The organism is Chitinophaga lutea, assembly GCF_003813775.1.
GTDB classification, from domain to species: domain Bacteria; phylum Bacteroidota; class Bacteroidia; order Chitinophagales; family Chitinophagaceae; genus Chitinophaga; species Chitinophaga lutea.
Genome location: NZ_RPDH01000002.1, coordinates 1956644 through 1979093, shown reverse-complemented (window position 1 = coordinate 1979093; position 22450 = coordinate 1956644). Strand labels below are relative to the sequence as shown.

17 protein-coding genes and 1 riboswitch are annotated in these 22450 nt (G+C 55.9%); of the genes, 6 read left to right on the top strand and 11 right to left on the bottom strand.

Annotation, left to right across the window (positions count from 1 at the left end; translation table 11 throughout):
• The 3 genes from EGT74_RS20225 to EGT74_RS20215 form a co-directional block, all read right to left on the bottom strand.
• Positions 1 to 414, bottom strand: coding sequence for a Na+/H+ antiporter subunit B (locus tag EGT74_RS20225; protein ID WP_123848373.1), 414 nt, complete (start codon positions 412 to 414; stop codon positions 1 to 3).
• Between the two features lie 3 nt (positions 415 to 417).
• Entirely contained in the window at positions 418 to 2721 is a 2304-nt protein-coding gene (locus EGT74_RS20220; RefSeq protein WP_123848372.1) for a putative monovalent cation/H+ antiporter subunit A, read from the bottom strand.
• Positions 2722 to 2801: 80 nt separating this feature from the next.
• Positions 2802 to 3776, bottom strand: a complete 975-nt coding sequence (locus EGT74_RS20215) for an ankyrin repeat domain-containing protein (RefSeq protein WP_123848371.1) — start codon at positions 3774 to 3776, stop codon at positions 2802 to 2804.
• A 166-nt stretch (positions 3777 to 3942) separates the two neighbouring features.
• Between EGT74_RS20215 and EGT74_RS20210 the strand changes: the two genes are divergently transcribed.
• The 4 genes from EGT74_RS20210 to EGT74_RS20195 all read left to right on the top strand — a co-directional run bounded on the left by EGT74_RS20210 (position 3943) and on the right by EGT74_RS20195 (position 10682).
• Positions 3943 to 4503 (top strand): RNA polymerase sigma factor, encoded by a 561-nt coding sequence (locus EGT74_RS20210; RefSeq protein ID WP_123848370.1) that lies wholly within the window; start codon positions 3943 to 3945, stop codon positions 4501 to 4503.
• 67 nt (positions 4504 to 4570) lie between these two features.
• Positions 4571 to 5635, top strand: coding sequence for a FecR family protein (locus EGT74_RS20205; RefSeq protein WP_123848369.1), 1065 nt, complete (start codon positions 4571 to 4573; stop codon positions 5633 to 5635).
• Between the two features lie 177 nt (positions 5636 to 5812).
• Positions 5813 to 8971, top strand: a complete 3159-nt coding sequence (locus EGT74_RS20200) for a SusC/RagA family TonB-linked outer membrane protein (protein WP_220392914.1) — start codon at positions 5813 to 5815, stop codon at positions 8969 to 8971.
• 28 nt (positions 8972 to 8999) lie between these two features.
• Complete coding sequence (locus EGT74_RS20195; RefSeq protein WP_123848368.1) at positions 9000 to 10682, top strand: RagB/SusD family nutrient uptake outer membrane protein; 1683 nt, start codon at positions 9000 to 9002, stop codon at positions 10680 to 10682.
• Positions 10683 to 10742: 60 nt separating this feature from the next.
• Here the strand turns inward: EGT74_RS20195 and EGT74_RS20190 are convergent, their stop codons facing one another.
• On the bottom strand, positions 10743 to 11738 hold the full coding sequence (locus EGT74_RS20190; protein WP_123848367.1) for a family 43 glycosylhydrolase: 996 nt from the start codon (positions 11736 to 11738) through the stop codon (positions 10743 to 10745).
• A 63-nt stretch (positions 11739 to 11801) separates the two neighbouring features.
• Positions 11802 to 11897, bottom strand: a riboswitch (TPP riboswitch).
• 9 nt (positions 11898 to 11906) lie between these two features.
• Positions 11907 to 12503 (bottom strand): DUF4142 domain-containing protein, encoded by a 597-nt coding sequence (locus EGT74_RS20185; RefSeq protein WP_158618238.1) that lies wholly within the window; start codon positions 12501 to 12503, stop codon positions 11907 to 11909.
• A 151-nt stretch (positions 12504 to 12654) separates the two neighbouring features.
• On the opposite strand from EGT74_RS20185, the gene EGT74_RS20180 reads away from it, so the two are divergent.
• Together EGT74_RS20180 and EGT74_RS20175 are read left to right on the top strand one after the other, a co-directional pair.
• Positions 12655 to 13455, top strand: a complete 801-nt coding sequence (locus tag EGT74_RS20180; RefSeq protein ID WP_123848365.1) for a hypothetical protein — start codon at positions 12655 to 12657, stop codon at positions 13453 to 13455.
• Between the two features lie 146 nt (positions 13456 to 13601).
• A complete protein-coding gene (locus EGT74_RS20175; protein WP_123848364.1) occupies positions 13602 to 16394 on the top strand; it encodes a S9 family peptidase in 2793 nt (930 codons plus the stop codon).
• Positions 16395 to 16519: 125 nt separating this feature from the next.
• On the opposite strand, the gene hemL is transcribed toward EGT74_RS20175, so the two are convergent.
• From hemL to hemC, 6 genes are read right to left on the bottom strand one after another with little or no spacing between them, the layout of a single operon-like run.
• Positions 16520 to 17806 (bottom strand): glutamate-1-semialdehyde 2,1-aminomutase, encoded by a 1287-nt coding sequence (gene hemL / locus EGT74_RS20170; RefSeq protein WP_123848363.1) that lies wholly within the window; start codon positions 17804 to 17806, stop codon positions 16520 to 16522.
• Positions 17807 to 17816: 10 nt separating this feature from the next.
• Positions 17817 to 18788 carry a porphobilinogen synthase gene (gene hemB, locus EGT74_RS20165; protein WP_123848362.1) on the bottom strand — a complete coding sequence of 324 codons (972 nt, stop codon included), beginning with the start codon at positions 18786 to 18788 and terminating at the stop codon, positions 17817 to 17819.
• A gap of 31 nt (positions 18789 to 18819) precedes the next feature.
• Positions 18820 to 19737 carry an oxygen-dependent coproporphyrinogen oxidase gene (hemF, locus tag EGT74_RS20160; protein ID WP_123848361.1) on the bottom strand — a complete coding sequence of 306 codons (918 nt, stop codon included), beginning with the start codon at positions 19735 to 19737 and terminating at the stop codon, positions 18820 to 18822.
• 13 nt (positions 19738 to 19750) lie between these two features.
• On the bottom strand, positions 19751 to 20779 hold the full coding sequence (gene hemE / locus EGT74_RS20155; RefSeq protein ID WP_123848360.1) for a uroporphyrinogen decarboxylase: 1029 nt from the start codon (positions 20777 to 20779) through the stop codon (positions 19751 to 19753).
• The gene (locus EGT74_RS20150; protein WP_123848359.1) at positions 20776 to 21537 is read right to left on the bottom strand and encodes a uroporphyrinogen-III synthase; all 762 of its coding nucleotides are present in this window, start codon (positions 21535 to 21537) and stop codon (positions 20776 to 20778) included. Before EGT74_RS20150 ends, hemE begins: the two co-directional genes overlap by 4 nt.
• Positions 21524 to 22447: a hydroxymethylbilane synthase gene (gene hemC / locus EGT74_RS20145; protein ID WP_123848358.1), complete on the bottom strand. Its 924-nt coding sequence runs from the start codon at positions 22445 to 22447 to the stop codon at positions 21524 to 21526. The genes EGT74_RS20150 and hemC overlap by 14 nt, the downstream gene beginning before the upstream one ends.
• Positions 22448 to 22450 lie beyond the last annotated feature (3 nt).

Sequence of the window (22450 nt, the reverse complement as noted above, 5' to 3'; positions counted from 1 at the left end):
CTACAGGATGTTTTCGGAAATGGTGAACAGGATGGTGAGGGTGATGCCGATCACCACGAAGTACACGCCGATGTCGAAAAAGAGGGGCGAGCCGATCAGCCCGATGATGGGCACGGGCGTGGAGAACCACAGCGCCGTCATGAACGGTTTGCCGACGAATACGGGGGCGAGGCCGCTCAGTAGCGCAATCCCCAGCCCGACCGGGATGAGCGCTCCCGGCGGATAACGCAGCAGCCTGCGGGTGTTGCCGAGTGTATTGGCGAATGCATGCAGCACAAAAGCGATCGAGGCGATCAGTCCACCTACGAACCCGCCTCCGGGATTGTAATGCCCCCGCAGCAGGATGAACACGGAAAATAATAACAGCAGCGGCAGCAGGTAATTGGATGCCGTTCTCAGGATGACACTTTTCATACGTTATTCTTTTTCGGATGAACTGATTCTCAATTTCAGCAGGCTGTACACGCCGAGCGCGGCGATGATCAGCACGGTGATTTCCACGAGGGTATCGAATCCCCGGAAATCGACGAGCATCACGTTTACGACGTTTTTGCCCTTGGCCGCCAGGTATGCGTTTTCTGCATAGAAGCGGCTGGTTTCTTTATTGGTCGGCTCATTCATCACTTCCAGCGCGATGATGGAAATGAGGATGCCGAAAATGCCGGCGATGATGGAATCGCGCACGATCACTTTCCGGTCGTTGATACGCAGGAAGCGCGGAAGGCGGAACAATACCAGTACAAACAGCACCACGGTGAGGGTATCGATGGTGAACTGCGTCATGGCGAGATCAGGGGCGCTGTAGATCACGAACAGGATGCAGATGCAATAGCCCACCACGCTCATACTGGCCACGGCGGTGATGCGGGAGGAGGTGGAAACGGTTTTCCAGATCGCCACGAGGATGATGCCGAACACGGTGATGTCGTATACGGTGAGCCGCGCCACGTTCGTGCGCATATCGAAATAGAGGTGCACGCCGGTGATGAGTTTGTACACCAGCAGGCCGGAGACGAAAATGATGATGATGTGCACATACGAGCGCAGGTTGCCGTTGTGCAGTTTGTTGGTGTACCACCCCGAGAAAGCCGCAAAGCCCCGTGCGCTTTTCACCACGAGGGTTTCAGGGCTCATCGCGTCAAACCGTTGCAGCGCCAGTTCGAAGCGGCCGGCCGGCTGGCGGAAAAAGTACAACAGGCAGCCGCCGGCGAGCGTAACGCCGCTTAGCAGCAGCACCAGGTTGAAGCCGTGCCATATTTTGAGGGGCGGTGGTGTGCCGCCTCCGAGCGACAGTACAACAGGCTGCACGAGTGAGGCGTCGGTGAGCATGGGCAGTATGCCGTACACCAGGCCGAGCGCAGCCAGCAGCAGGGGCGGTATCCACAGCCGCCATTCCGGCAGGTGAACGCCTTTGAAGCCGTCGGGCAATGCGCCGGCAAATGGCCGGATGCCGGCCTGGAAACCGGCGTACAGTACAAGGATATTGGTCAGTACGGCGATGCCCGTGAGGATGTATCCGTATGCGGGCGTATGCAGCGTGGCTTCGTAAATAAGGTCTTTCCCGATGAACCCGAAGGTGAGCGGCACGCCTGCGCTGGACAGGGCAGCGAGCAGACCTGCGATGGCCACGGGCAGCATCACTTTCCGCAGGCCGCGCAGCACCGTTACGTCGCGGGTGCCCGTTTCGTGATCGAGGATACCGGCCACGAGGAATAACGCGGCTTTGTATAACGCATGCACCAGTATGAACACGGCCACGGCGGTCATGGCTGCCGGCGTGCCGGCGCCTAACAGGAACACGAGCGTGCCCAGTGCGGCGATGGTGGAGTAGGCGAGGATGCCTTTCAGATCGGTGCGCTGAATGGCATGCCAGGCGCTGTAGAGCATGGTGATGCCGCCAACGATCAATAAAGTAGTGTTCCAGTATGTATGCCCTCCCAATACCGGCGTAAACCGCGCCAGCAGGTACACACCTGCTTTCACCATGGTGGCGGAATGCAGGTAGGCGGATACCGGCGTGGGCGCTTTCATGGCGCCGGGCAGCCAGAAATGAAAAGGGAATTGCGCGGATTTGGTGAAGGCGCCGGCGAATACGAAAAAGAGCAGCAAGCCATACCAGGGATGCGCTTTCAATGCTTCCGCCGACGACAGCATCGCCGCGATGGAATAAGTGCCGGACATGGCGCCCAGCAGCACGAATCCCGTCATCAGCAAAAATCCGCCGCCGCCCGTTACCGCCAGCGCCATCAGTGAATTGCGCCGCGACACGGGATCGTCGTTGTTAAAACCGATCAGGAAAAAGGAAGTGATGCTCGTGAGCTCCCAGAATACGAAGAGCAGCATCACATTATCCGCCAGCACGAGCCCCAGCATGGAGGCCATAAACAGACTGAGATAACAATAGAACCGGTCGAGGTACGGATGCCCTTTCAGGTAATAGGATGCGTAGGTGAATACCAGCGTGCCGATGCCTGTGATGAGCAGGCTGAACAGCATGGAAAGCCCGTCCAGTTTAAAATCCAGGTTGATGCCCATGGAAGGGATCCAGCTGCTGCTGAATGAAAGCGGCCCGATGGCGATAGCCGGCAGCATGCTGATGAAATAAACAAAAAGACCGAGGGGTAACAGGGTGGTGAGCACAGCCATCTTTCCTTTCACATACTTGCCCGCGAGCAGTACTATCAACGCAAATACAAATCCGGAAAGCACGGCAGATATCATTAGATAGGGTATTGGTGATGGTGCTAAATATAACAAAAGTGTGCTGGAATGCCGCGGAATTAGTGAAAAAAATATGCGTGTCAGGTAGCGTCGACGAGCAAACGGCGCACCGCTTCATGATTTTTTCGTGTAGCCCACGCGATGGGCCGTGCCCATGAAGCGCCTGCCGCGTAAGGGTCTGCGCCCTGCTGCAGTAAGTATTCCACCATCGGTGCGTGGCCCCATCTTGCGGCGAGGCCCAGTGGCGTGGATTGATATTCATCGTCGATGGCGTTGATGTCTGCGCCGTGGCGGAGCAATAATTCCGCCATCTGCAATTTTCCTTTTTGCGCCATGTCGTGCAGGATGGTCACTTCCTGCCAGGTGCGGTGATTGGCGCTCATGCCGTTTTCCAGGATGAACACGGTGCCGTCATATTTTTCGAAATAATAAAACTGCGGCCATTTGGACACGGCGGGAAACCGTGCGCCATAGCGGAGTAACAGTTGCATCATGGGAATATCGGCGGCCTTGGCAGGCATGCAGAGAATGCCTTCGCCCCAGAAATAGGTAGCATCATGCACCAGCGCGGGATTCTCCTGCAACAAACGCTCTACCCCAGGCACATCTCCTTTGTCTGCCAGCGCTTCAAACTGTTGTGCCGCAGCGGTGCGCGAAAAATAAATCCTGCCGCAATCACCTTTGAACGCGTGCTCCGGCGGGTGATTGATGTAATGCTGCAGCAGATGGGCGATGGCATCATGGCCGCGGTCGAAAGCAATGGTGACGAGATCGTCGAGGAAGGGGTAGGTGCGATAGGCGGGGTCGAAAGCGCCGTGTTCCAGGAGGTAACGCACGAGCGCCGTATGGCCTTCCCTGACGGCGAAGTGGATCGGCGGGGTGTAATTAAACTGCGCGTAGAGCAATGCCGGGTTCTCCTTTGCGGCGTGCCGGACGGCTTCCAGGTTCCCATCATAACTGGCCTGCAGGATGCGCCACACGTGCGCCGTGTTGGAGATAGTGCCGCTGGGCGTATCTATCGGCAGATGATATGTGAGCTCGTGGGGGGTGGTCATAAAAACCTGGTGTGGTGCCTATAAAAGGTACAGGAAAAGCGGGATTTTTCCAAAGCGGTTATCCTGGCCCGGCCATGCCGGAACGCGGACGTTACGCTCTCCTCCGAAGGAATTATTCCCCCAAATCAATTTTATTTCTTACTTTTTGGCCACTACGGAGTTTAGTATGAGTGCCACCCTTTCACAACACGTCGATAACTGGTATGCGCTTTTCCACGTCCAACTGATGCGCCTGGCGCTCAGGTGGGGCTATGGCGACGATGAAAGCCGCGACCTGGTGCAGCAGTTTTTCCTTGACTTATTGCAGAAGAACCTCGAGCCCGGTACAATCGATAACCCGCAGGCTTACCTGACCAGCGCCTTCAGCCGCCGCCTCATCGATCATTACCGCAGCGCCCGGGTGCAGAAAAAACGCGAGGTGCTGCAGCCCGGTAACACTTATGAACCGTCTGTGCTGGAGAGTCTGGTACAGGTACAATCGAACGAAGAACTGATGGCCGCCATCAGGGCCGCCTACAAACGCCTGCCCGCCCGTTGCCGGCGCGTCATCCAGCTGAAATATTACGAAGGCCTCACCACGGAACAGATCGCGGAGCGCACCGGTCTTCATACCAGGACCGTCTACAATAACCTCTACGAAGGCATCAAAGCCATGCGGGCGGAGCTCCATAAAACCCATCCCCGCCTGAAATTTGCGGCGGTTTTCTCCTTGCTGCCCCTGCTTTGAAAAAAAAGTTCATGAAAAGTTGGTAAACCGGGTATGTGCATCCGTCTATATCTGAAACAGGTGCCGTATGCCCGATCGTTTTGAGCTTGAAGAACTGGTCATTAATGATTCCTTTATTAACTATTGTTTCCGCCGGAACGAAGCCGATGTGGCTTTCTGGGAGCGATACCTGCTGGAGCGCCCCGCCGAAGCCGCCACGGTGGCGGAAGCCAAGGAGCTGGTGATGGGTATTTCCCTGATGCTGCAGGAGCCGGCGGAAGAATTGCCGGTGATGGAAACCGTGGTGACGCCCATCAATCCCCGCAGGCCCCTGCGGATGTGGGCGGCTGCCGCCGCGGTAATACTGCTGGTAGGGACGGCGGGCTTCTTCCTGTTCCGCCCCGCAGCGCAGCAACAGCTGGCGCAGCAGGCGGATACGGCGCAGGTCTATACCACGGCCATGGCGGAAAAGAAAACCGTTCGCCTGGCGGACAGTACCTCGGTGATACTGAACGCCGGTTCGGAACTGACCGTGGAAAAAGGGTTCGGCCGCCACAACCGCAGCGTGAAACTGAAAGGAGAAGCCTTTTTCCAGGTGGAACACGATGCGGCGCTGCCGTTCGTCGTGAAAACGGAAGGGTACGACGTGCGGGTGCTGGGCACCGTGTTCAACGTAAAAGCCTATCCCGGCGAAAAGAAAAGCGAAACCTCGCTGATCTGCGGCAAAGTGGAAATCCAGCTGCCCGATGCGGCCGGCTCGAAAGTGCTGCGGCCGAAAGAGAAATTCGTGATCAGCCGCGACCTGGAGCCCCTGCCCGCCGCTAAAAAGAAAGAGCCGCAGGCTACCGCCATCCTGCCCCTGTCTTACAACCGGAAAAACGTCAATATAGAAACCGCCTGGTCAGACAACCGCCTGGTGTTTGAAGATGAAACTTTTACAGACATGCGCGAAAAACTGGAACGATGGTTCGACGTGCGCATCATATTCGAAGATGAATTAATAGAACAATACCGCTTTACGGCCACATTTGAAAAGGAAAACATTGTACAGGTTATGAAAGCGCTGCAGGCGTCCTATCCGTTTACCTGCAGCATGGAAGGGAAAACCGTTAAAATCAGCAATCAGCATTCACGCCGCCAGCAACGTCCGTAAATAAAAAAGGGAGTGAGCAGCTGGTACCTGCCCGCTCCCGGTTAAAAACACGAGCCGGTGCATAGGATCACTATGCCCTGTTGGCTCCGTATTCCTAACATTTAAACCTACACTAAAGGTATGAAAAACACCCGTATTAAACTGCCCGTCGAATGGGCGTTTAAAATGATTCTACTTATGAAACTGACAATTGTATTGTTGCTCATCACTACATTGCAGGTTATCGCGTACGAAGGGAATTCGCAGGACAGGGTCAGCGTCGATTTCCGGAATACGAAACTCACCAGGGCGCTGAAAGAAGTGGAGCGGAAAAGCCAGTACCGCTTCGTATTCAGCAACCAGGTGCTGGACGAACATGTAAAAATAACGGTAGACGCTACCGATATGCCGGTGATGGACGTGCTGAAAAAAATGCTGACCGGCACCGGCCTGATTTACAGCCAGCTGGAAAACAACCTGGTGGTGATCAAGCGCGACGAAGCGCCGGCAGGCACTATCGTGGTAAAAGGCAAGGTGACGGACGCCAAGGGCGACCCGCTGCCGGGCGTCAGCATCATGGTAGGGCCCCGCTCGGGCACCGTCACCAACGAAATGGGGGAGTACTCCATCCGCGTGGATGAAAAGGCCACCCTCACCTTCAGCTACATCGGCTACGCCCCGCAGAGCATCGCCGTCAACGGACAGTCCACCATCAACGTCACCCTCAGCGAAAGCAAAAACACCGAGCTGGGCGAAATCGTGGTGGTGGGTTACGGCACCGTGAATAAACGGGATCTCACCAGCGCGGTGACCAAACTCGGCCAGAAAGACCTGGTTGCCGGCGCGGTATCGCCGCTGATGGGCATCCAGGGCAAGGTGCCCGGCCTGAGCGTGGTTTCCACCAACGGCACCGACCCGAACGCCTCCATTTCCCTGCAGTTGCGCGGCGTTAACTCCATCAACGCCTCGCAGGGCCCGCTGGTGGTGATAGACGGGATTCCCGGCGGCAGCATCAACTCCGTCGTGAAAGAAGACATCGAATCCATCAACGTGCTGCGCGATGCGTCGGCCGCCGCCATCTACGGTACCAGGGCTTCCGGCGGCGTTATCCTCATCACCACCAAAAAAGCGAAGGCCGGCCAGGTGAACGTGGGTTTCACCAGCGAGGTGTTCCTCGAAACCATTCGCAAACGCCCTGAATCGCTCGGCGCAGGGGAGTTCGTGGCGAATAAGATCGGCACCGACCTCGGTCATGTGACGGACTGGTACGATGTGGTGACCACACCTTCGCCCGTCAGCCAGCGTTATGTGCTCAACCTCAACGGCGGCACCGAAAACGCGCAGGTATATTCTTCCTTCATGCTCCGCGACGCCGTGGGCATTGCCATCGAATCCAAAAGGAAAGAAATGGCGGGCCGCATCAACTCCAACTTCCGCTTCCTCGACGGGTTCGCGGAACTGGCCACCAACATCAGTTACATGCAGGCCAACGCCCGTTTCGGCAACAACGATATTTTCAACATGGCGCTGGTGATGAACCCCACCGAAACGCCGTACGACGCTACGGATGTGACGGGTTACAACGTGCTCACGGGCGGTTACGATTATTTCAACCCGCTGGCGGAAGTGAAGCTGCGGAAAGACGAGGGACAGTTCAAATACCTGCTGGCCAGCACCACCCTGAAGCTCAATCTGACCAAAGACCTGTATGCCTCCGGCATGGTGGCCATCAAAAACAATACGGAGCACCGCAACTTCTACCGCTCGTCGCAGCACCGCATTTCGCGCAACGATAAGGTAGACGGATACGCCAGCCAGGAATACAAACGCTGGGACGACCGTACGCTGGAGCTGACGCTGAACTACAACAAAACCTTCGGCCAGCACCGCGTCAGCGCCGTAGGTGGTTATACCTACCAGGATTTCAACGGGCAGGGTTTCAACGCCAACAACTCCAACTTCCCGGTAGACGGGGTGGAGGATAACAATATGGGCACAGGTACCTGGCTGGCCGATGGCCGTGCCGGGATGGGCTCATGGAGGAATCCATCCGTGAAACTCATTGCATTTTTCGGGCGGGTGAATTATGCTTTCAAAGACCGCTACATGCTCACCGCTTCGCTGCGGCACGAAGGCTCCTCCAAATTCGCGAAAGGCAACCAGTGGGGCAATTTCCCCGGTATCTCGGCCGCCTGGCGCGTGTCTGAAGAATCGTTCCTGAAAGGCTCCCGCATCGTCAGCGACCTGAAGCTGCGCGGCGGCTATGGCGCTACCGGTAACGAAGGCTTCGACGCCAACGTGGCCACGAGAATGTACGGCGCGGATACCTGGTGGCTGGTAGACGGCACCTGGCTCCGCACCTACGGCGTGCTGCACAACCAGAACCCCAACATCCGCTGGGAAGTCAAAAAAGAATACAACGTCGGCCTGGATTTCGCATTGTTTGATAACCGCCTCAGCGGCCGCTTCGACCTGTACAAACGCCGGGTGGAAGACATGATTTACGACGTGAGCGTTTCCCAGCCGCCCGCCATTCACGACAAAACATCGGTGAACGTGGGCAGCATGGAAAACAAAGGCTACGAATTCGAACTGAACTGGAACGCGGTGAAAACGGACAACTGGACGTACACCACGGGCATCGTAGCCTCCGGCAACCGCAGCACGCTGAGCACGCTCAACGGCGGCCTCACGTTCGCCGACCGTAAATCGTTCCCGGCGCCCGGTAGTCCTGGTACGGCGGTGAGACTCTACCCCGGCCAGGACATCGGCCGCTTCTTCATCTGGCGCTTTGCCGGATTCACCGAAGAAGGCAACTGGCAGCTGTACGATAAAACGGGCAAACCGTTCGACGTCACCAAACAGGCGAAGAAGATCGAAGACAAAGCTTTCGTCGGCAACGCGATTCCTAAAATCATGCTGTCGTGGAACCACGCCGTTACCTGGAAAAACTTCGACGCTTCCGTGTACCTGCGCAGCTGGCTGGGATATGACGTGTTCAACATGATCAACATGTATTACAGCCTGCCCAACGTCAAAGGCCAGAACCTGCTCCGCGACGCCTACGGCAAACACAAAAACATCAAAGGGGAAAAGGAACTCTCCGATTACTGGCTGGAGAAGGGCAATTTCGTGAAGCTCGATGCGTTGAGCATCGGCTATACTTTCAACCAGCAAACCGTGAAACCCCTGAAAGGCCTGCGTTTGTATGCCACCGTGCGCGACCTGTTCGTGATCACCAGATACAGCGGGCTCGATCCCGAGGTGAACATCAACGGGCTCGAACCCGGCTTCGAAGAAAGGAACGTGTATCCTGAAACACGCACGTTCATGTTCGGCCTGCAGGCTAATTTCTAAACAAGGTTTCCATTCAAAAAAAGTACTGATGAAAAAAATATTCGGCATATACATTCTCACCGCCGCATTCATACTATCGGCAGGCTGCACCAAACTCGACCAGACGTTTTACGACAAGGTGACGCCCGAAACATTTTACAAAAGCGAAAAAGACATCAAGGCCGCACTCTACCGCCCGTTCACACACGCACGCTGGTACCTGGGAGCCGACCGCTGGAACCTCCAGGAGTATACGGCCGACCATTTTGCCATCACCACTAAAGGCCGCCACTGGTATAACGGCGGCGAAAACGAACGCTACCATTACCACCGCTGGACGCCCGATGACGGCTGGATTTGGGGCACCTGGCGCGGTACGCTGATGGGCGTGGCGCTGGCGCTCGATACCAAAAAAGACCTGGAGAAACTCGACTATACGAAGTTTGCGCTCACACAGGCGGATAAAGACGATCACCTGAACCAGCTCAATACCCTCATCGCGTTTTTCTACCTGCGCGGCCTCGATTATTTCGGCGGGCTGCCCGTGTTCGAATCGCTGGAAGGGGAGTCGCTGCCGCGTAACACCGATCTCGAAACGTTCACCCACATCGAAACGCTGCTCAAAACCGCGATAGAAAAACTGCCGAAGAAAAAAGCGGGCGACAAGGAAGAAGGCGCACTGCGCCAGGCCGCCGCGGCCACCTTGCTGGCAACGCTTTATTTCAACGCGGAAGCCTACATCAACAAACCGATGTTCGCCGAATGCAAAAAACTCTGCCAGGACATCCTTGCCAAAACCTACGGTGAATACAGCCTGGATGCCAGCTGGTACGGTCCGCACGCTTTCAGTAACGACAAATCGCCCGAGATCATCTGGTCGATCCCCTCTGAATTCAACAAGCTGCAATACGACTGGTTCTACGCGAACTTTTATCACTACAACACCAACAAGTATTTCGACATCGACGGCGGCAACAATAACGGCAGCCACCTGCAGCCTTCCCGCAAACCGACCGGGGAGCTGTATACGGCGGATTTCAAACTGGGCTCGCCTTATGAGCAGTTCAGCGACCAGGACCTCCGCAAAAAACCTTACAAATACCTCGGCGGTGGCCGCTACGAAGGCATGTTCATCGTAGGCCCGCACCTCACGCCTTCCGGTGCGGTGATCAACGGCGGCGAAGAATACAAGAACCTGCCGCTGACGTTCGTAGACCAGGTGGGGCGTTTTTCCGAAGTAGGCCCCGGCAAACGGTATGCTTCCGTAAACGTGCTGCCCTCAAAAATGTCTGAAGGAGAAGAAAATACCGGCGTGCGCCTCGTGAAGGTACCGGTGCCGAACAATGCCGATAAAAGCCTGCGCTGGGGCGCGGACAATCCCGCTATCCGCCTGACGGAGATACAATACATGCTGGCCGAATGCCTGCTGCGCGAAGGCGATAAAGCCGGCGCTGCCGCGCTCATCAATCCCGTGCGGAAACGCGCCTTCACCGGCGGTGCAGACCCCGACCCGGTGACTGCCGCCAACCTCGACGAATACCGCATGCTCCGCGAATGGGGCATCGAGTTCCTCGGCGAAGGCCGCCGCAGAACAGACCTGATACGCTGGAAAAAATTTACAACGGAAACCTGGTGGGACCATCAGCCTTCTGCCAGGCATTATAACCGCTTCCCGGTGCCTACACAGGCTATTTCGGGGAACAACAACCTGAAGCAGAACGACGGATATTAACGGGAAGGAAAGGCGTAAAAACAAAAAGGGTGTATCAGTTATTGATACACCCTTTTTTTATCAGAATACCGGTGCGGGTTGCGGCCCTACGCTGGGCGCGGCCCCCTTGATCACAGGCCAGCCGTCTACCCACTCGATTTTATCGAGCAGCATCACACGGCCTCTTTTATCGTTCTTTTTGTGGAAGGCATGGTACAACATCCAGGTATCGCCGTTCTTATCGGTGATGATATCGCCGTTATGGCCGGGGCCGAGAAAGCCCTCTTCTCCCGTATTGGCTTTCAGCAGCATCGTGCCGCCGTTGTTCAGCAGCGGAACGCCGGCTTTGTCGACATAAGGGCCTTTGATGGATGTTGATCTGCCCACCATCACATGATAGGTGCTTTTCGCGCCTTCGCAGCAGCTGCCGGCGGAGCCGAAGTAATAGTAGTAGCCGCCTCTTTTGTAGACATAACTGCCTTCGTACTTATCGCCGGTGATGCGGATGGTATCGCCTTTCCGCTGCAGGCCGTCTTTCGACAGCTCCGCGCAGTAAATGCCTTTGAAGCTGCCCCAGAAAATGTACGGCGTGTTTTTATCTTCATACACGAAGGCGTCGATGGAATTTTTGACGCCTACTTCTTCGCTGAGAAAGAGTTTGCCTTTGTCTTCAAACGGCCCTTTGGGGTCGTTGCTCACGGCAATGCCCACACCGGGATTGGGATCGCCCCAGGTGGAGAACGAATAATACAGCATGTACTTGCCGCGGTACACCAGTGCGTCCGGGGCCCAGATGCCGCCTTCCTTTTTCCAGGTGGGGCGTTTGGAGAGGGCGTCGCCCACATGTTCCCATTGCACGAGGTTTTTGGAACGCAGGATGGGCATGATGTAGGGACCGCCCGCATTCTGGCGCCGCCAGTCGGACTGGGTGGAGTAGGCGTAGAAGTACCCGTCTTTGCCTTTGAGCACATTCGGGTCGGGGAAGTCGTGATCGAATACCGGATTGGTGTAAGTGGCCTGAGCGGCCGCCTGGTGTATCATGCTGATACACAGCAGGAAGGGGAGTAAATTTTTCATGTGGAATGCAGACGTTTCTGCCAAAGTAATAAAAAAAACTCCGGCCTCCTAAGAGGCCGGAGCTATATTCCAATCTTTTCATTTCCTTCGCCGGCATTACCCGGATCAGGTGCTAAAGGTTTAATCTCAGGCTTTGAGTTGCCACCCTTGAAGAAAAGACGGAAATAGTTATTTTTTCAGCTTCTCCTGTTCTTTCTTCGCCATTGTCAGGTGTTCCTTCAATTCGGGTATCGCTTTCGTGAACAGCTGTTTGATATCCGGGTCTGTTGCATCGTTGGCCGTATTCTCAAACAGGTTGATAGCCTTTTCATGTTTATCCACTAATTCGTCTACAAAAGCTTTATCAAAATCAGTACCCGTTTTGTCGGTGATCTGCTGAATATCCCTGATCTTGCTGTCTTCTAAAACCGTAGGAATGGTGATGCCTTTTTTAGCAGTCAGCTCAGCCAGTTCCTTGTTCAGTTTTTCGTGTGCTTTCAGCATGTGCGCCGCCATTTTTTTGATGGCGGCGTTGGTGGTTTTCGCCTGCCCGTCTGAAAGCAGTTTTACTTCATAAAGCCCGTCTTCCGCTGCCTTGGAAATATTATTGGTAGCCCCGCGCACTGAATCATTCTCGAATGTTTCCTTGTTTACGTCCTGTGCCATGTCTTTCGTCATCCCGGTGTCTTCTCCGGAGAGTGTGTCCTGTGCGTTACGGCTGGCCTGGTTGTTACAGGCTACGGCAGCAAGGCATGCAAAAGCGAGCGGCAATAATATCTTTCTCATGTGGATGGTTTTGGTGCTCCTACTGTAGTGAAAATAGTATGCCACGAACCGCATATAGCTGTTTGTCAGACCAAATGGGGAATTGTATGCACGGATTGTATATTAGATTAAATAAAAACACTATATTTATGAGGAATTACCGCCCTGTCCTATGAAATGCACCTGCCTGATAGCTGCACTGCTGTTTGTGCAAACATTGTACGCGCAAAAGCCTGCGCCGTTCCCGCTGTCCTCTTTCAACAGTAAACTCGAAACCGCCCGCTGGATGGTGGATTACGACACCGTTGCCTGGCGCCTCTCTGAAATGGTGACCACCGTGAGCTGGGAGGAGCTCGGCCGCATGGGGCGTGAATGGTTTTGTTACAAAGGGGACGACAGCCTGTGGAACGGCATCTTCGGCAAGTATAAGGACGGGCGGTACGATGTAGTGCTGCATTACAAGATATGGCGGCCGGACAGTGTCGATGTGGTGTGCGACCCGCCGGATACGGTGATGCTCAACGCCGTGTCGCGCGCCATCGGGCTGGCCTACCGCGAAGCAGGGTTTGTGCTGGGCAAGTCGTATGTGAAGTTCAACAAGTTCGTGCGGTATCACCGCGATAAAACCGTCTCCGTCTGGCTCATGCCCGCGCTGGCGCCCAACGAGATCGCCCTGTACGGTGCGGAATTCCATTACCTGTTCGACCCTTCGGGCACTTCCATACTCAGCCGCAATGAGTATTACCAGGGCAGCTTCAAAGGGTTCCGGCTGGGGAAGGCGCGTGAGGTACAGTTGCAGTATGCCGATGCGGACGCGCCCACGCTGGGCGCCGTATTTTTCGCCATGAAGTACGGGCGGCATTTCTCCGGGGTACAGATCCACACCCGCAAAAGCAGCAGCCTGATGGCTTTCAGCCAGGTAAAAGGATATTCCTGGCAGCATACCGGTAAAAGTCTGCCCCCAAATCCGTAAATTACTGTACAATCAATGCGCCTGCGTACAGTCATCCTATTCCTGATACCGGCCTGACACGAAAATGGCCCCATTCATCACTTTTTGACCCGCACTGCTGTTGGTTACCGTTACATTCGCTCTTTGAATCAACCTAAACCTGAATAATGCAACGTTTCTATGTGATGTTGTTGGCGCTCACGGCCGGTATCTCCGCCAGCGCACAACAAAAAAAAGACCTGTCGCCCGACGACTATGCCCGATGGCAGAACATAGCCGGCACCGCACTTTCCCACAACGGCCACTGGATCGGCTACCAGATCACCGTACAGGAAGACAATGATACCCTCTACCTCGTGAACAACGGCAACGGCAAACGTTTTGCCCTGGAGTTCGCCAGCGCGCCGGAGTTTTCGAAAGACAACCAGTGGGTGGCCTACAAAATCGGCGTGTCGTACAAGGAGGCCGAAAAACTGCGCGAGCAGAAGATGCCACCCAAAACCAACATGGGCCTGCTCAACCTGAACACGGGCCGCAAGGAAGTGATCTCGGATGTGGACAATTTTGGTTTCTCCAAAAACGGGAAATTCCTCGCCGTGCAGCTCACGCCGCCGAAAGAAAATAAAGACAAAGGCTCCGTGGTGCTGCTCCGCAACCTGGCAGACAGTACCACCCGCACCATCGGGAACGTCACGGCCTTCGAGTTCAATAAAAAGAGCGATTACCTCGCCTACATCGTGGAATCCGCCAACCAGGCCGGCAACTCCGTGGAGCTGTTCAACCTCGGCAATTATTCCCTGAAAGTACTGGCCAGCGATACCTGCAAGTTCTCGAAGCTCACCTGGTCGAAAGAAGGCGACGGGCTGACGTTTTTCAAAACCGTGAAAAACGACAAATACGAGGAAGAAAACGCGCAGGTATATCTCTATGCGCCGTTGTATAAAAATCCTTCCCTGAAAATATTCGACCCGTCCAAACAGGCCGGTTTCCCGGACAGCTTACGCGTCAACCCGGCTTCCTCGCTGCGCGTGAGCGACGACCTCAGCCTCGTGTTCTTCAATATCCGCAACTGGACGAAGAAAAAAGACGCCGCTAAAAAAGATACGGCCAAAACCGCCGGCAAAGCGGATACCGCCAAAGCGCTGGCCGCCAAAACGGATACCGCGAAAAAATCCGCGCCGGCCGTTGCTAAAAAAGAAGACAAACCCGCCGCAGTGGACGTGTGGCACTGGAAAGACAAGGAAATCCAGCCCCGCCAGAAAATCACCTACATGCAGGACAAGGAGCGCAGTTTCCAGTCTGTCTGGAATGCCGCCACCGGCCGCTATTTCCAGCTGGCGAGCGATACCACGCCGTCGTCCATGATGGGCGCCAACCAGCACTACACCCTGCTGGCCAACGATGCCAAATACCGGCCGGCCTTTAAAGAAGACTATGCGGATTATTACATCGTGAACGTACGCAATGGCGACAAGAAACTGTTCGGCGAAAAGATCGTACTGTCGTATGGTTACGCCCCGCAGATTTCCCCCGATGGCAAATACGTGCTGTACTACAAAGACAAACACTGGTTCTCCTACAATACCGGTACCGGTGCTACCGTGAACCTCACACAGCACATCGGCGAAACGTTCGAGAATTACAAAGACGATCATCCTGCCGTTAAACCGCCGTTTGGCATGGGCGGATGGACGAAGGGCGATAAAGAAGTGCTGCTGTACGACGAGTTCGACGTGTACGCTGTTAAACCCGACGGAAAGGGCGCCCGCAAACTGACCGACGGCCGCGAAGAGGAGATCGTGCACCGCGTAACCCGCGTAGATTATGAAGAGCCCTACCTCGACGACAGCCAGCCGATATTCATGAACCTCTACGGCGATAAAACAAAATATTTCGGCTACGGCAAAGTAGAGAAAGGCAAATTCTCGCGGCTGGCATACGACAACGTGATGTACACCGGCCTCATCAAAGCGAAGGAAGCCGATGTGTTTTCGTACGTTAAAATGGACTACGACCAGTCCCCCGAGCTTTATGTCAGCAAGGCTTTCCAGGGCGAAGACAAAGTAGCCTCCACCAATCCCCAGCAGAAAGATTACAAATGGGGCAGGAGCGAGCTGGTATCTTTCACCAACAAGAAAGGCAAAAAGATGCAGGGTGCACTGTTTTACCCCGCCGATTACCAGCCTGGCAAACAGTACCCGATGGTGGTGTACATTTATGAAACCCTGTCGAACACCGTGCATTTTTATACCCAGCCCAACCGCAGAAGCGCTTACAATACCACCAACTTCACCACCGGCGGTTATTTCATTTTCCGTCCTGACATCGTGTACGACATCAACGACCCTGGTATGAGCGCCGTGGATTGTGTGGTGCCGGCCGTGGAGGAAGTGCTGAAAACCGGCATGATCGACAAAAACAAAGTGGGTCTGATGGGGCATAGCTGGGGCGCGTACCAGACGAGCTTCATCATCACGCAAACCGACCTTTTCAAAGCTGCCTGCGCCGGTGCGCCGCTCACCAACCTGATCAGCATGTCGCTTTCCATTTACTGGAACAGCGGCATCCCCGACCAGAAGATTTTCGAAACCAGCCAGGGCCGCTTCGATGGCCCGTGGTACGAGCGCATGCAGGAGCATATGCGCAACTCGCCCATCTACCAGGCCGCCAACATCAAAGCGCCGCTGCTCGTTGCTTTTGGGGATAAAGACGGCGCGGTAGACTGGCACCAGGGCATCGAAATGTACGGCACCATGCGCCGCATGGAAAAACCGCACGTGATGCTGGTGTACGCCGACGAAAACCACGGCCTGGCGAAAAAAGAAAACCAGATCGACTACCAGCAGCGGCAGCGCGAATGGTTCGACCACTACCTGCTGGGAAAACCGGCGGCGAAGTGGATCACCGAAGGCGTGAGTTATGTGGAGAAGATGAAGGTGCAGGAGAAGGCTGCGAAATAATACAAAGGATATAAACTGTAAAATGCCCCGCCGTATCTGTATGGCGGGGCATTTTCATAAACACAAAAGCTGCCCCGGAAGGCAGCTTTTTCACTCACACATAACTGGATTGATCGTTAACTTCTTTACAGAATATGTTGCATGGATGCTTTGGCGGCATCGATGGTAAAGTCGATATCTTCCTGGCCCAGCGCGTGGCTGATGAACCAGCTTTCAAATGCGGACGGCGGCAGGTATACCCCTCTTTCGAGCATGGCGTGGAAGAAGCGGCGGAACAGTTCGTTGTTGGCGCCAGATGCGGCCGTGAAATCCACGATGGGATATTCGGCGAAGTGCACGCTCATCATGGAGCCGATGCTGTTGATCTGGTGCACTACGCCCGCGGCGCCCAGGGCGGCGCGGAGGCCGGTTACCAGCTGGTTCGTTTTTTCTTCGAGCTGGGTATAGATGGAAGGATGTTCGTTCAGTGTTTTCAGCAGGGTATAACCGGCGATCATGGCGATGGGGTTGCCGCTGAGGGTGCCGGCCTGGTATATTTTACCGGCCGGGGCGATGTGCTCCATGATTTCGCGTCTGCCGGCGAATGCGCCCACGGGCATGCCGCCGCCGATGATTTTGCCGAAGGTCACGATGTCTGCCTTGATGTTGAACAGCTCCTGTGCGCCGCCTTTGGCGAGGCGGAAACCGGTCATCACTTCGTCCATGATGAATATGATGCCGTGCTGGTCGCAGAGGCTGCGCAGCCCTTCCAGGAAGCCCGGCTGGGGCAGGATGCAGCCCATGTTGCCGGCCACCGGTTCTACGATGATGGCGGCGATTTCGTCCGGGTTTTCGGCGATCAGCTGCTCTACGGCGGGCAGGTTGTTGTAAGCCACGGAAAGGGTGTCTGCCGCTACGGTGGCCGTTACGCCGGGCACCGCCTGGATGCCCAGGGTGGCCACGCCGCTGCCTGCGCTCACGAGGAACGAGTCTGCATGGCCGTGATAGTTGCCTTCGAATTTGATCACTTTATTCCTGCCGGTGAAGCCGCGGGCAAGGCGCAGGGCGCTCATGCAGGCTTCCGTGCCGGAGTTCACCATCCGCACCATGTCGATGTTGGGCACCATGCCAACGATCAGCTCTGCCACTTCCACTTCCAGCTGCGTGGGCGCACCGAAAGAGGTAGAATACGCGGCGTATTCCTGGATGGCTTTCACCACGGGCTCATAGGCATGGCCGAGGATCATGGGGCCCCAGGAATTGATGTAGTCGATATAACGGTTGCCGTCCACATCATACATGTAAGCGCCTTTGGCATGCTGCATAAAAACAGGCGTGCCGCCAACGCTTTTGAATGCACGGACGGGCGAGTTCACCCCGCCGGGAATCACTTTGCCGGCTTCTTCAAACAGGGCTTTGCTTTTTGTAAACATGCGGATAATTTTATTGATTCAGTAAATGAACGGCGTCTTTGGCGAAATAGGTGGCGATCAGGTCGGCGCCGGCCCGCTTGATGCTGGTCAGGCTTTCGAGAACGGCCTTTTCTTCGTTGAGCCATCCCATTTTGGCCGCTGCCTTGATCATGGCGTATTCGCCGCTGACGTGGTAGGCGCTTACCGGAACGGTCACACTGTCTTTAATGAGGCGGATGATGTCTAGGTAAGCCATGGCCGGTTTTACCATCACAATATCCGCGCCTTCTTCCACATCCATCAGGGTTTCTTTCAATGCTTCGCGGGCATTGGCGTAATCCATCTGGTAGGTTTTTTTATCGCCGAAGCCGGGAGCGGAATCGAGCGCATCGCGGAAGGGGCCGTAAAAGCAGCTGGCATATTTGGCGCTGTAGGCCATAATGCCGGTTTTGGTAAAGTTGTTGTCTTCCAGCGCCTCGCGGATGGCCAGGATGCGGCCGTCCATCATATCGCTGGGGGCCACGATGTCTGCCCCGGCCCGGGCGTGGCTCACGCTCATTTCGGCGAGCACGTTCACGGTGGCGTCGTTCACGATCTCTTCACCTTCCACGATGCCATCGTGGCCGAAAGAAGAGTAAGGGTCGAGCGCTACGTCGGTCATCACCACCATGCCGGGCGCCGCTTCCTTGGCGGTTTTGATGGCGCGCTGCATCAGGCCGTCGGGGTTCAGCGCCTCGGTGCCTTTATTGTCTTTCAGTTCATCCGCACATTTAATGAACAGCAATACGCTCCTGATGCCCAGCTGCCACAATTCCTTCACCTCTTTGGCCATCAGGTCGAGCGAATGGCGGTAATAACCCGGCATGGAAGCAATTTCTTCTTTCACGCCTTTGCCTTCCGTTACGAACAGCGGTGCGATAAAGTCGGCAGGGGTCAGTATGGTCTCGGCCACCATCGCACGGATGGCGGGCGTGTTGCGTAAAATCCTGTTTCTTCTGATCATCGTCTTCTGATTTTATATTCAACAATATAGTCTATTCTTTTACCCAATCGCGCGGTTTGAGATATTCGAGCAGTTCCGCTTCCGGGCTGCCGGGGGCGGGATGATAATCATACTCCCAGCGTGCTTTGGCGGGCAGGCTCATGAGGATGGACTCGATGCGCCCGTTGGTTTTCAGCCCGAAGAGCGTGCCCCGGTCGTGAATGAGATTGAATTCCACGTACCGTCCGCGGCGGTATTCCTGCCAGTGCACCTGCGCCTCGGTGTAAGGAAGGTCTTTCCTTTTTTCGACCAGCGGCAGGTACGATGGAATGAACGCGTTGCCGTTGGCGAACTGGAACTGCAGCAGCTGTTCGGCTGTGCGGCCGGGCTGCGGGCGGAGGTAGTCATAAAAAATCCCCCCGATGCCGCGCGCCTCATTGTTCCGGTGTTTATTCACGAAGTACTCGTCGCAATGTTTTTTATACAGCGGGTACAGCTCTTGGCCGAATGGATCGCAGGCGGCTTTGAACGTACGGTGGAAATGGCTGCCGTCTTCCTCGAAAACATAATAAGGCGTAAGGTCTGCGCCGCCGCCGAACCAGCTGTCCGCGATCTCCCCGTTTTCGCCGTACAGTTCGAAATACCGGAAATTGGCATGAACGGTGGGCACATACGGGTTCTGCGGGTGTATCACCAGCGAAATGCCCGCTGCGAGGAAGCTGCTGTTGTCGGCCACTTTGAACTGCTGCGCCATTACGGGCGGCAGTTTGCCGTGTACTACGGAAGTGTTCACGCCGCCTTTCTGGAACACGTTGCCGTCGGCGATCACGCGGGTGATACCGCCGCCGCCGCCTTCGCGTTCCCATTTGTCTTCCCGGAACGTCGCTTTCCCGTCTATCGCTTCCACGGCGCCGCAGATGTCGTTCTGCAGCTGATGGATGAAGGGAATGAACTGATCTTTGATGCTCATGGCGTTGATTCGTTTAGGCGTAACTCTTCACTGCTTCCACAAATGCTTTGGCATGGTCTACCGGGATATTGGGCAGGATGCCGTGGCCGAGGTTGGCGATGTAGCGCTGCGGACCGAAAGCGTCGATCATTTCTTTCACGGCTTTCTGGATGGCGGGGATGGGTTTCATCAGCTGCGCCGGGTCGAAGTTGCCCTGCAGGGTGACGGCCGGTCCGGCCCACTGGCGGGCCAGTTCGGGTTTGATGGCCCAGTCGAGGCCCAGGCCCTGCGCACCGGTAGCGGCCATTTCCTCCAGCGCGAACCACGCGCCTTTGGCAAATACGATCACGGGACAAACGCCCTGTAATGCGGCCACGATGCGGCGGATGTATTGTAAAGAGAATTCTTCGAAATCCTGCGGGCTCAGCAGTCCGCCCCACGAATCGAATATCTGTACCACGTCCGCACCGGCGGCCACCTGTGCTTTCAGGTAGGCGATGGTGGTTTCGGTAACGCGGTGCAGCAGTTCGTGCGCCACGTCGGGCTGGGTATAGCAGAACATCTTGGCCTCGTCGAAGGTTTTGGAGCCTTTGCCCTGTACCATGTAGCAAAGCAGCGTCCAGGGCGCGCCGGCAAACCCGATGAGAGGCACACGGCCCGCGAGGGTCTGTTTGGTGAGGCGCAGGGCGTCCATAACGTAATGCAGGCGGTCGTCCACGTCGGGGATGGTTATCCTGTCGAGGTCGGCGGCGGATTTCACCGGCTGCGGCAACAGGGGGCCCAGTTTCTCCACAAGCTGTACTTCCATGCCCATGGCCTGCGGCACCACCAGTATGTCTGAAAAGATGATGGCGGCGTCTACGCCCACCTGGTCTACCGGCATCACCGTGATTTCGGTGGCCAGTTCAGGCGTCTGGCAGCGCTCGAAAAAAGAATATTTATCGCGCAGTTTGATATAATCAGGCAGAAAGCGTCCGGCCTGGCGCATCATCCATACCGGGGGGCGGGGAACGGGTGTTCCCGCCAGCGCTTTTAACAACAAATCGTTCTTTAATCCGCTCATTCGTAGCAATTGATATTGTTAAAATAATAAATAGCTGTTTCAAGAAGGGCGCTCATGGAGGGTGTAGGACTAACGATCACTTTGTTGTCCGTCACTTCCCGGAGTGCCTCGGCCGTAGTTTCCCCGATAGCGAAACAAACGGTGTGCCCGGGCAGGCGGTTGGCGGAGAAAAAGCTCCGCACGCTGCTGGGACTTAAAAAGAGGATGCCGTTGAAGGTTTCCTCCAGCGTCGCTGGGGTTTCGGTGGTGCGGTACACCACATGCTCCGTTACGCCAACGCCGTTGGCCCTGAGCATGTCCGGCAGTTCCTGGCGGCGGATGTTGCCGCAGAAGAACGTGACGACACTCACCTCATGCGCCAGCATCTTTTGGGCCAGCTCCGCGGAGTTGGCTGCCGTGGCGGCCACCAGCAGATAGGGCATATGCTCTTCCACGGCGGCCAGCGTGGCGCCTTGCAGGCAATAAACATGGCAGGGGGTCGGCCCGGCGGTATGGAATCCAAAACTGCGGTCCTGCAGGTACTCGTATAGGCCTCCCTCTTCGCTTGCCAGCGCTTTCACGGCATTGGGGCTGGTGAAAACCATCACCCCGCCATGGAACAATAAGTTTTTGCAGTCATCCGTCGCTTCATCCGTCACGGAGGGCTGAATATCGATGAAAAGCTGCGAGGTAACGGCAATGCCCTGCTCCGCCGCCTCTCTCACGAGCTCGGGCGACAACAGTTTGGTGCTGAGTATGCTATATTTAATGTTGGACATTTCTGATTACTTCGATCACTTCGCGGCCGCCCTGCGCCAGTACTTCTTCCGCGGCATCCTTGCCCATTCCCGCGGTATTGCCGGCGGCGGACTGGCGGGTGACGGTGAAAGAGGCATCGCCGTTGAGGCTGCAGAGGTTCCCTTCAAAGTGCAGTTGCCCGTCGCGGATGTAGGCGTAGGCGCTGATGGGAGTGGTGCAGCCGCCCAGCAGGGTGCGCAGGAATTCCCTCTCTACGCCGGTGCACAAGGCGGTTTCGGCATGGTGGAGGGGCGCCAGGGCTTCCCTGATAAAGGCGTCATTTTCGCGGCAGGCCGCCACAATGGCGCCTTGTGCGGGTGCGGGCAGCATCCAGTCGAGTATCACGGAGTTGGCGGGGCGCACGTTGATGCGTTCCAGACCGGCCGCTGCGAAAATAGCGGCATCCCAGTTTTCGGCGGCCAGTTTTTCCAGGCGTTTGATCACGTTGCCGCGCAGGTTGTGCAGCTGGTGATGAGGATAACGCCGCAGCCACTGCGCCTTGCGGCGGATGCTGCTGGTGCCGATGTGGGCGGTATACGCAGGATCGTCTAAAAATGCGGTGTCTTGTTTGTATACCAGCAGGTCTTTCACCGGCCCGCGTTCCAGCACGGCGGCATTGAGAAGGCCCTGCGGCAATTGGGTGGGCACGTCTTTGAAAGAATGAACGGCCACATCGATGCGGTCATTCAGGAGGGCCAGGTCGAGGCTTTTGGTGAAAATCCCCTGCACGCCGATTTCATACAAGGGGGTCACGAGGTCTATGTCGCCTTCGCTTTTAATGGGCACCAGTTCTACCGTATGCCCGTTTGCGGTTAAAAGATCCCTTACCAGGGTGGCCTGCCACATGGCGAGCTGGCTGTCCCTGGTGCCTATCCTGATGATTTTTTCCATTGC

Excerpts from the sequence above, each read along its gene's own strand:
- EGT74_RS20225 (WP_123848373.1), bottom strand. The coding sequence starts at position 414 with ATGAAAAGTGTCATCCTGAGAACGGCATCCAATTACCTGCTGCCGCTG.
- EGT74_RS20220 (WP_123848372.1), bottom strand. The coding sequence starts at position 2,721 with ATGATATCTGCCGTGCTTTCCGGATTTGTATTTGCGTTGATAGTACTG.
- EGT74_RS20215 (WP_123848371.1), bottom strand. The coding sequence starts at position 3,776 with ATGACCACCCCCCACGAGCTCACATATCATCTGCCGATAGATACGCCC.
- EGT74_RS20210 (WP_123848370.1), top strand. The coding sequence starts at position 3,943 with ATGAGTGCCACCCTTTCACAACACGTCGATAACTGGTATGCGCTTTTC.
- EGT74_RS20205 (WP_123848369.1), top strand. The coding sequence starts at position 4,571 with ATGCCCGATCGTTTTGAGCTTGAAGAACTGGTCATTAATGATTCCTTT.
- EGT74_RS20200 (WP_220392914.1), top strand. The coding sequence starts at position 5,813 with ATGAAACTGACAATTGTATTGTTGCTCATCACTACATTGCAGGTTATC.
- EGT74_RS20195 (WP_123848368.1), top strand. The coding sequence starts at position 9,000 with ATGAAAAAAATATTCGGCATATACATTCTCACCGCCGCATTCATACTA.
- EGT74_RS20190 (WP_123848367.1), bottom strand. The coding sequence starts at position 11,738 with ATGAAAAATTTACTCCCCTTCCTGCTGTGTATCAGCATGATACACCAG.
- EGT74_RS20185 (WP_158618238.1), bottom strand. The coding sequence starts at position 12,503 with ATGAGAAAGATATTATTGCCGCTCGCTTTTGCATGCCTTGCTGCCGTA.
- EGT74_RS20180 (WP_123848365.1), top strand. The coding sequence starts at position 12,655 with ATGAAATGCACCTGCCTGATAGCTGCACTGCTGTTTGTGCAAACATTG.
- EGT74_RS20175 (WP_123848364.1), top strand. The coding sequence starts at position 13,602 with ATGCAACGTTTCTATGTGATGTTGTTGGCGCTCACGGCCGGTATCTCC.
- hemL (WP_123848363.1), bottom strand. The coding sequence starts at position 17,806 with ATGTTTACAAAAAGCAAAGCCCTGTTTGAAGAAGCCGGCAAAGTGATT.
- hemB (WP_123848362.1), bottom strand. The coding sequence starts at position 18,788 with ATGATCAGAAGAAACAGGATTTTACGCAACACGCCCGCCATCCGTGCG.
- hemF (WP_123848361.1), bottom strand. The coding sequence starts at position 19,737 with ATGAGCATCAAAGATCAGTTCATTCCCTTCATCCATCAGCTGCAGAAC.
- hemE (WP_123848360.1), bottom strand. The coding sequence starts at position 20,779 with ATGAGCGGATTAAAGAACGATTTGTTGTTAAAAGCGCTGGCGGGAACA.
- EGT74_RS20150 (WP_123848359.1), bottom strand. The coding sequence starts at position 21,537 with ATGTCCAACATTAAATATAGCATACTCAGCACCAAACTGTTGTCGCCC.
- hemC (WP_123848358.1), bottom strand. The coding sequence starts at position 22,447 with ATGGAAAAAATCATCAGGATAGGCACCAGGGACAGCCAGCTCGCCATG.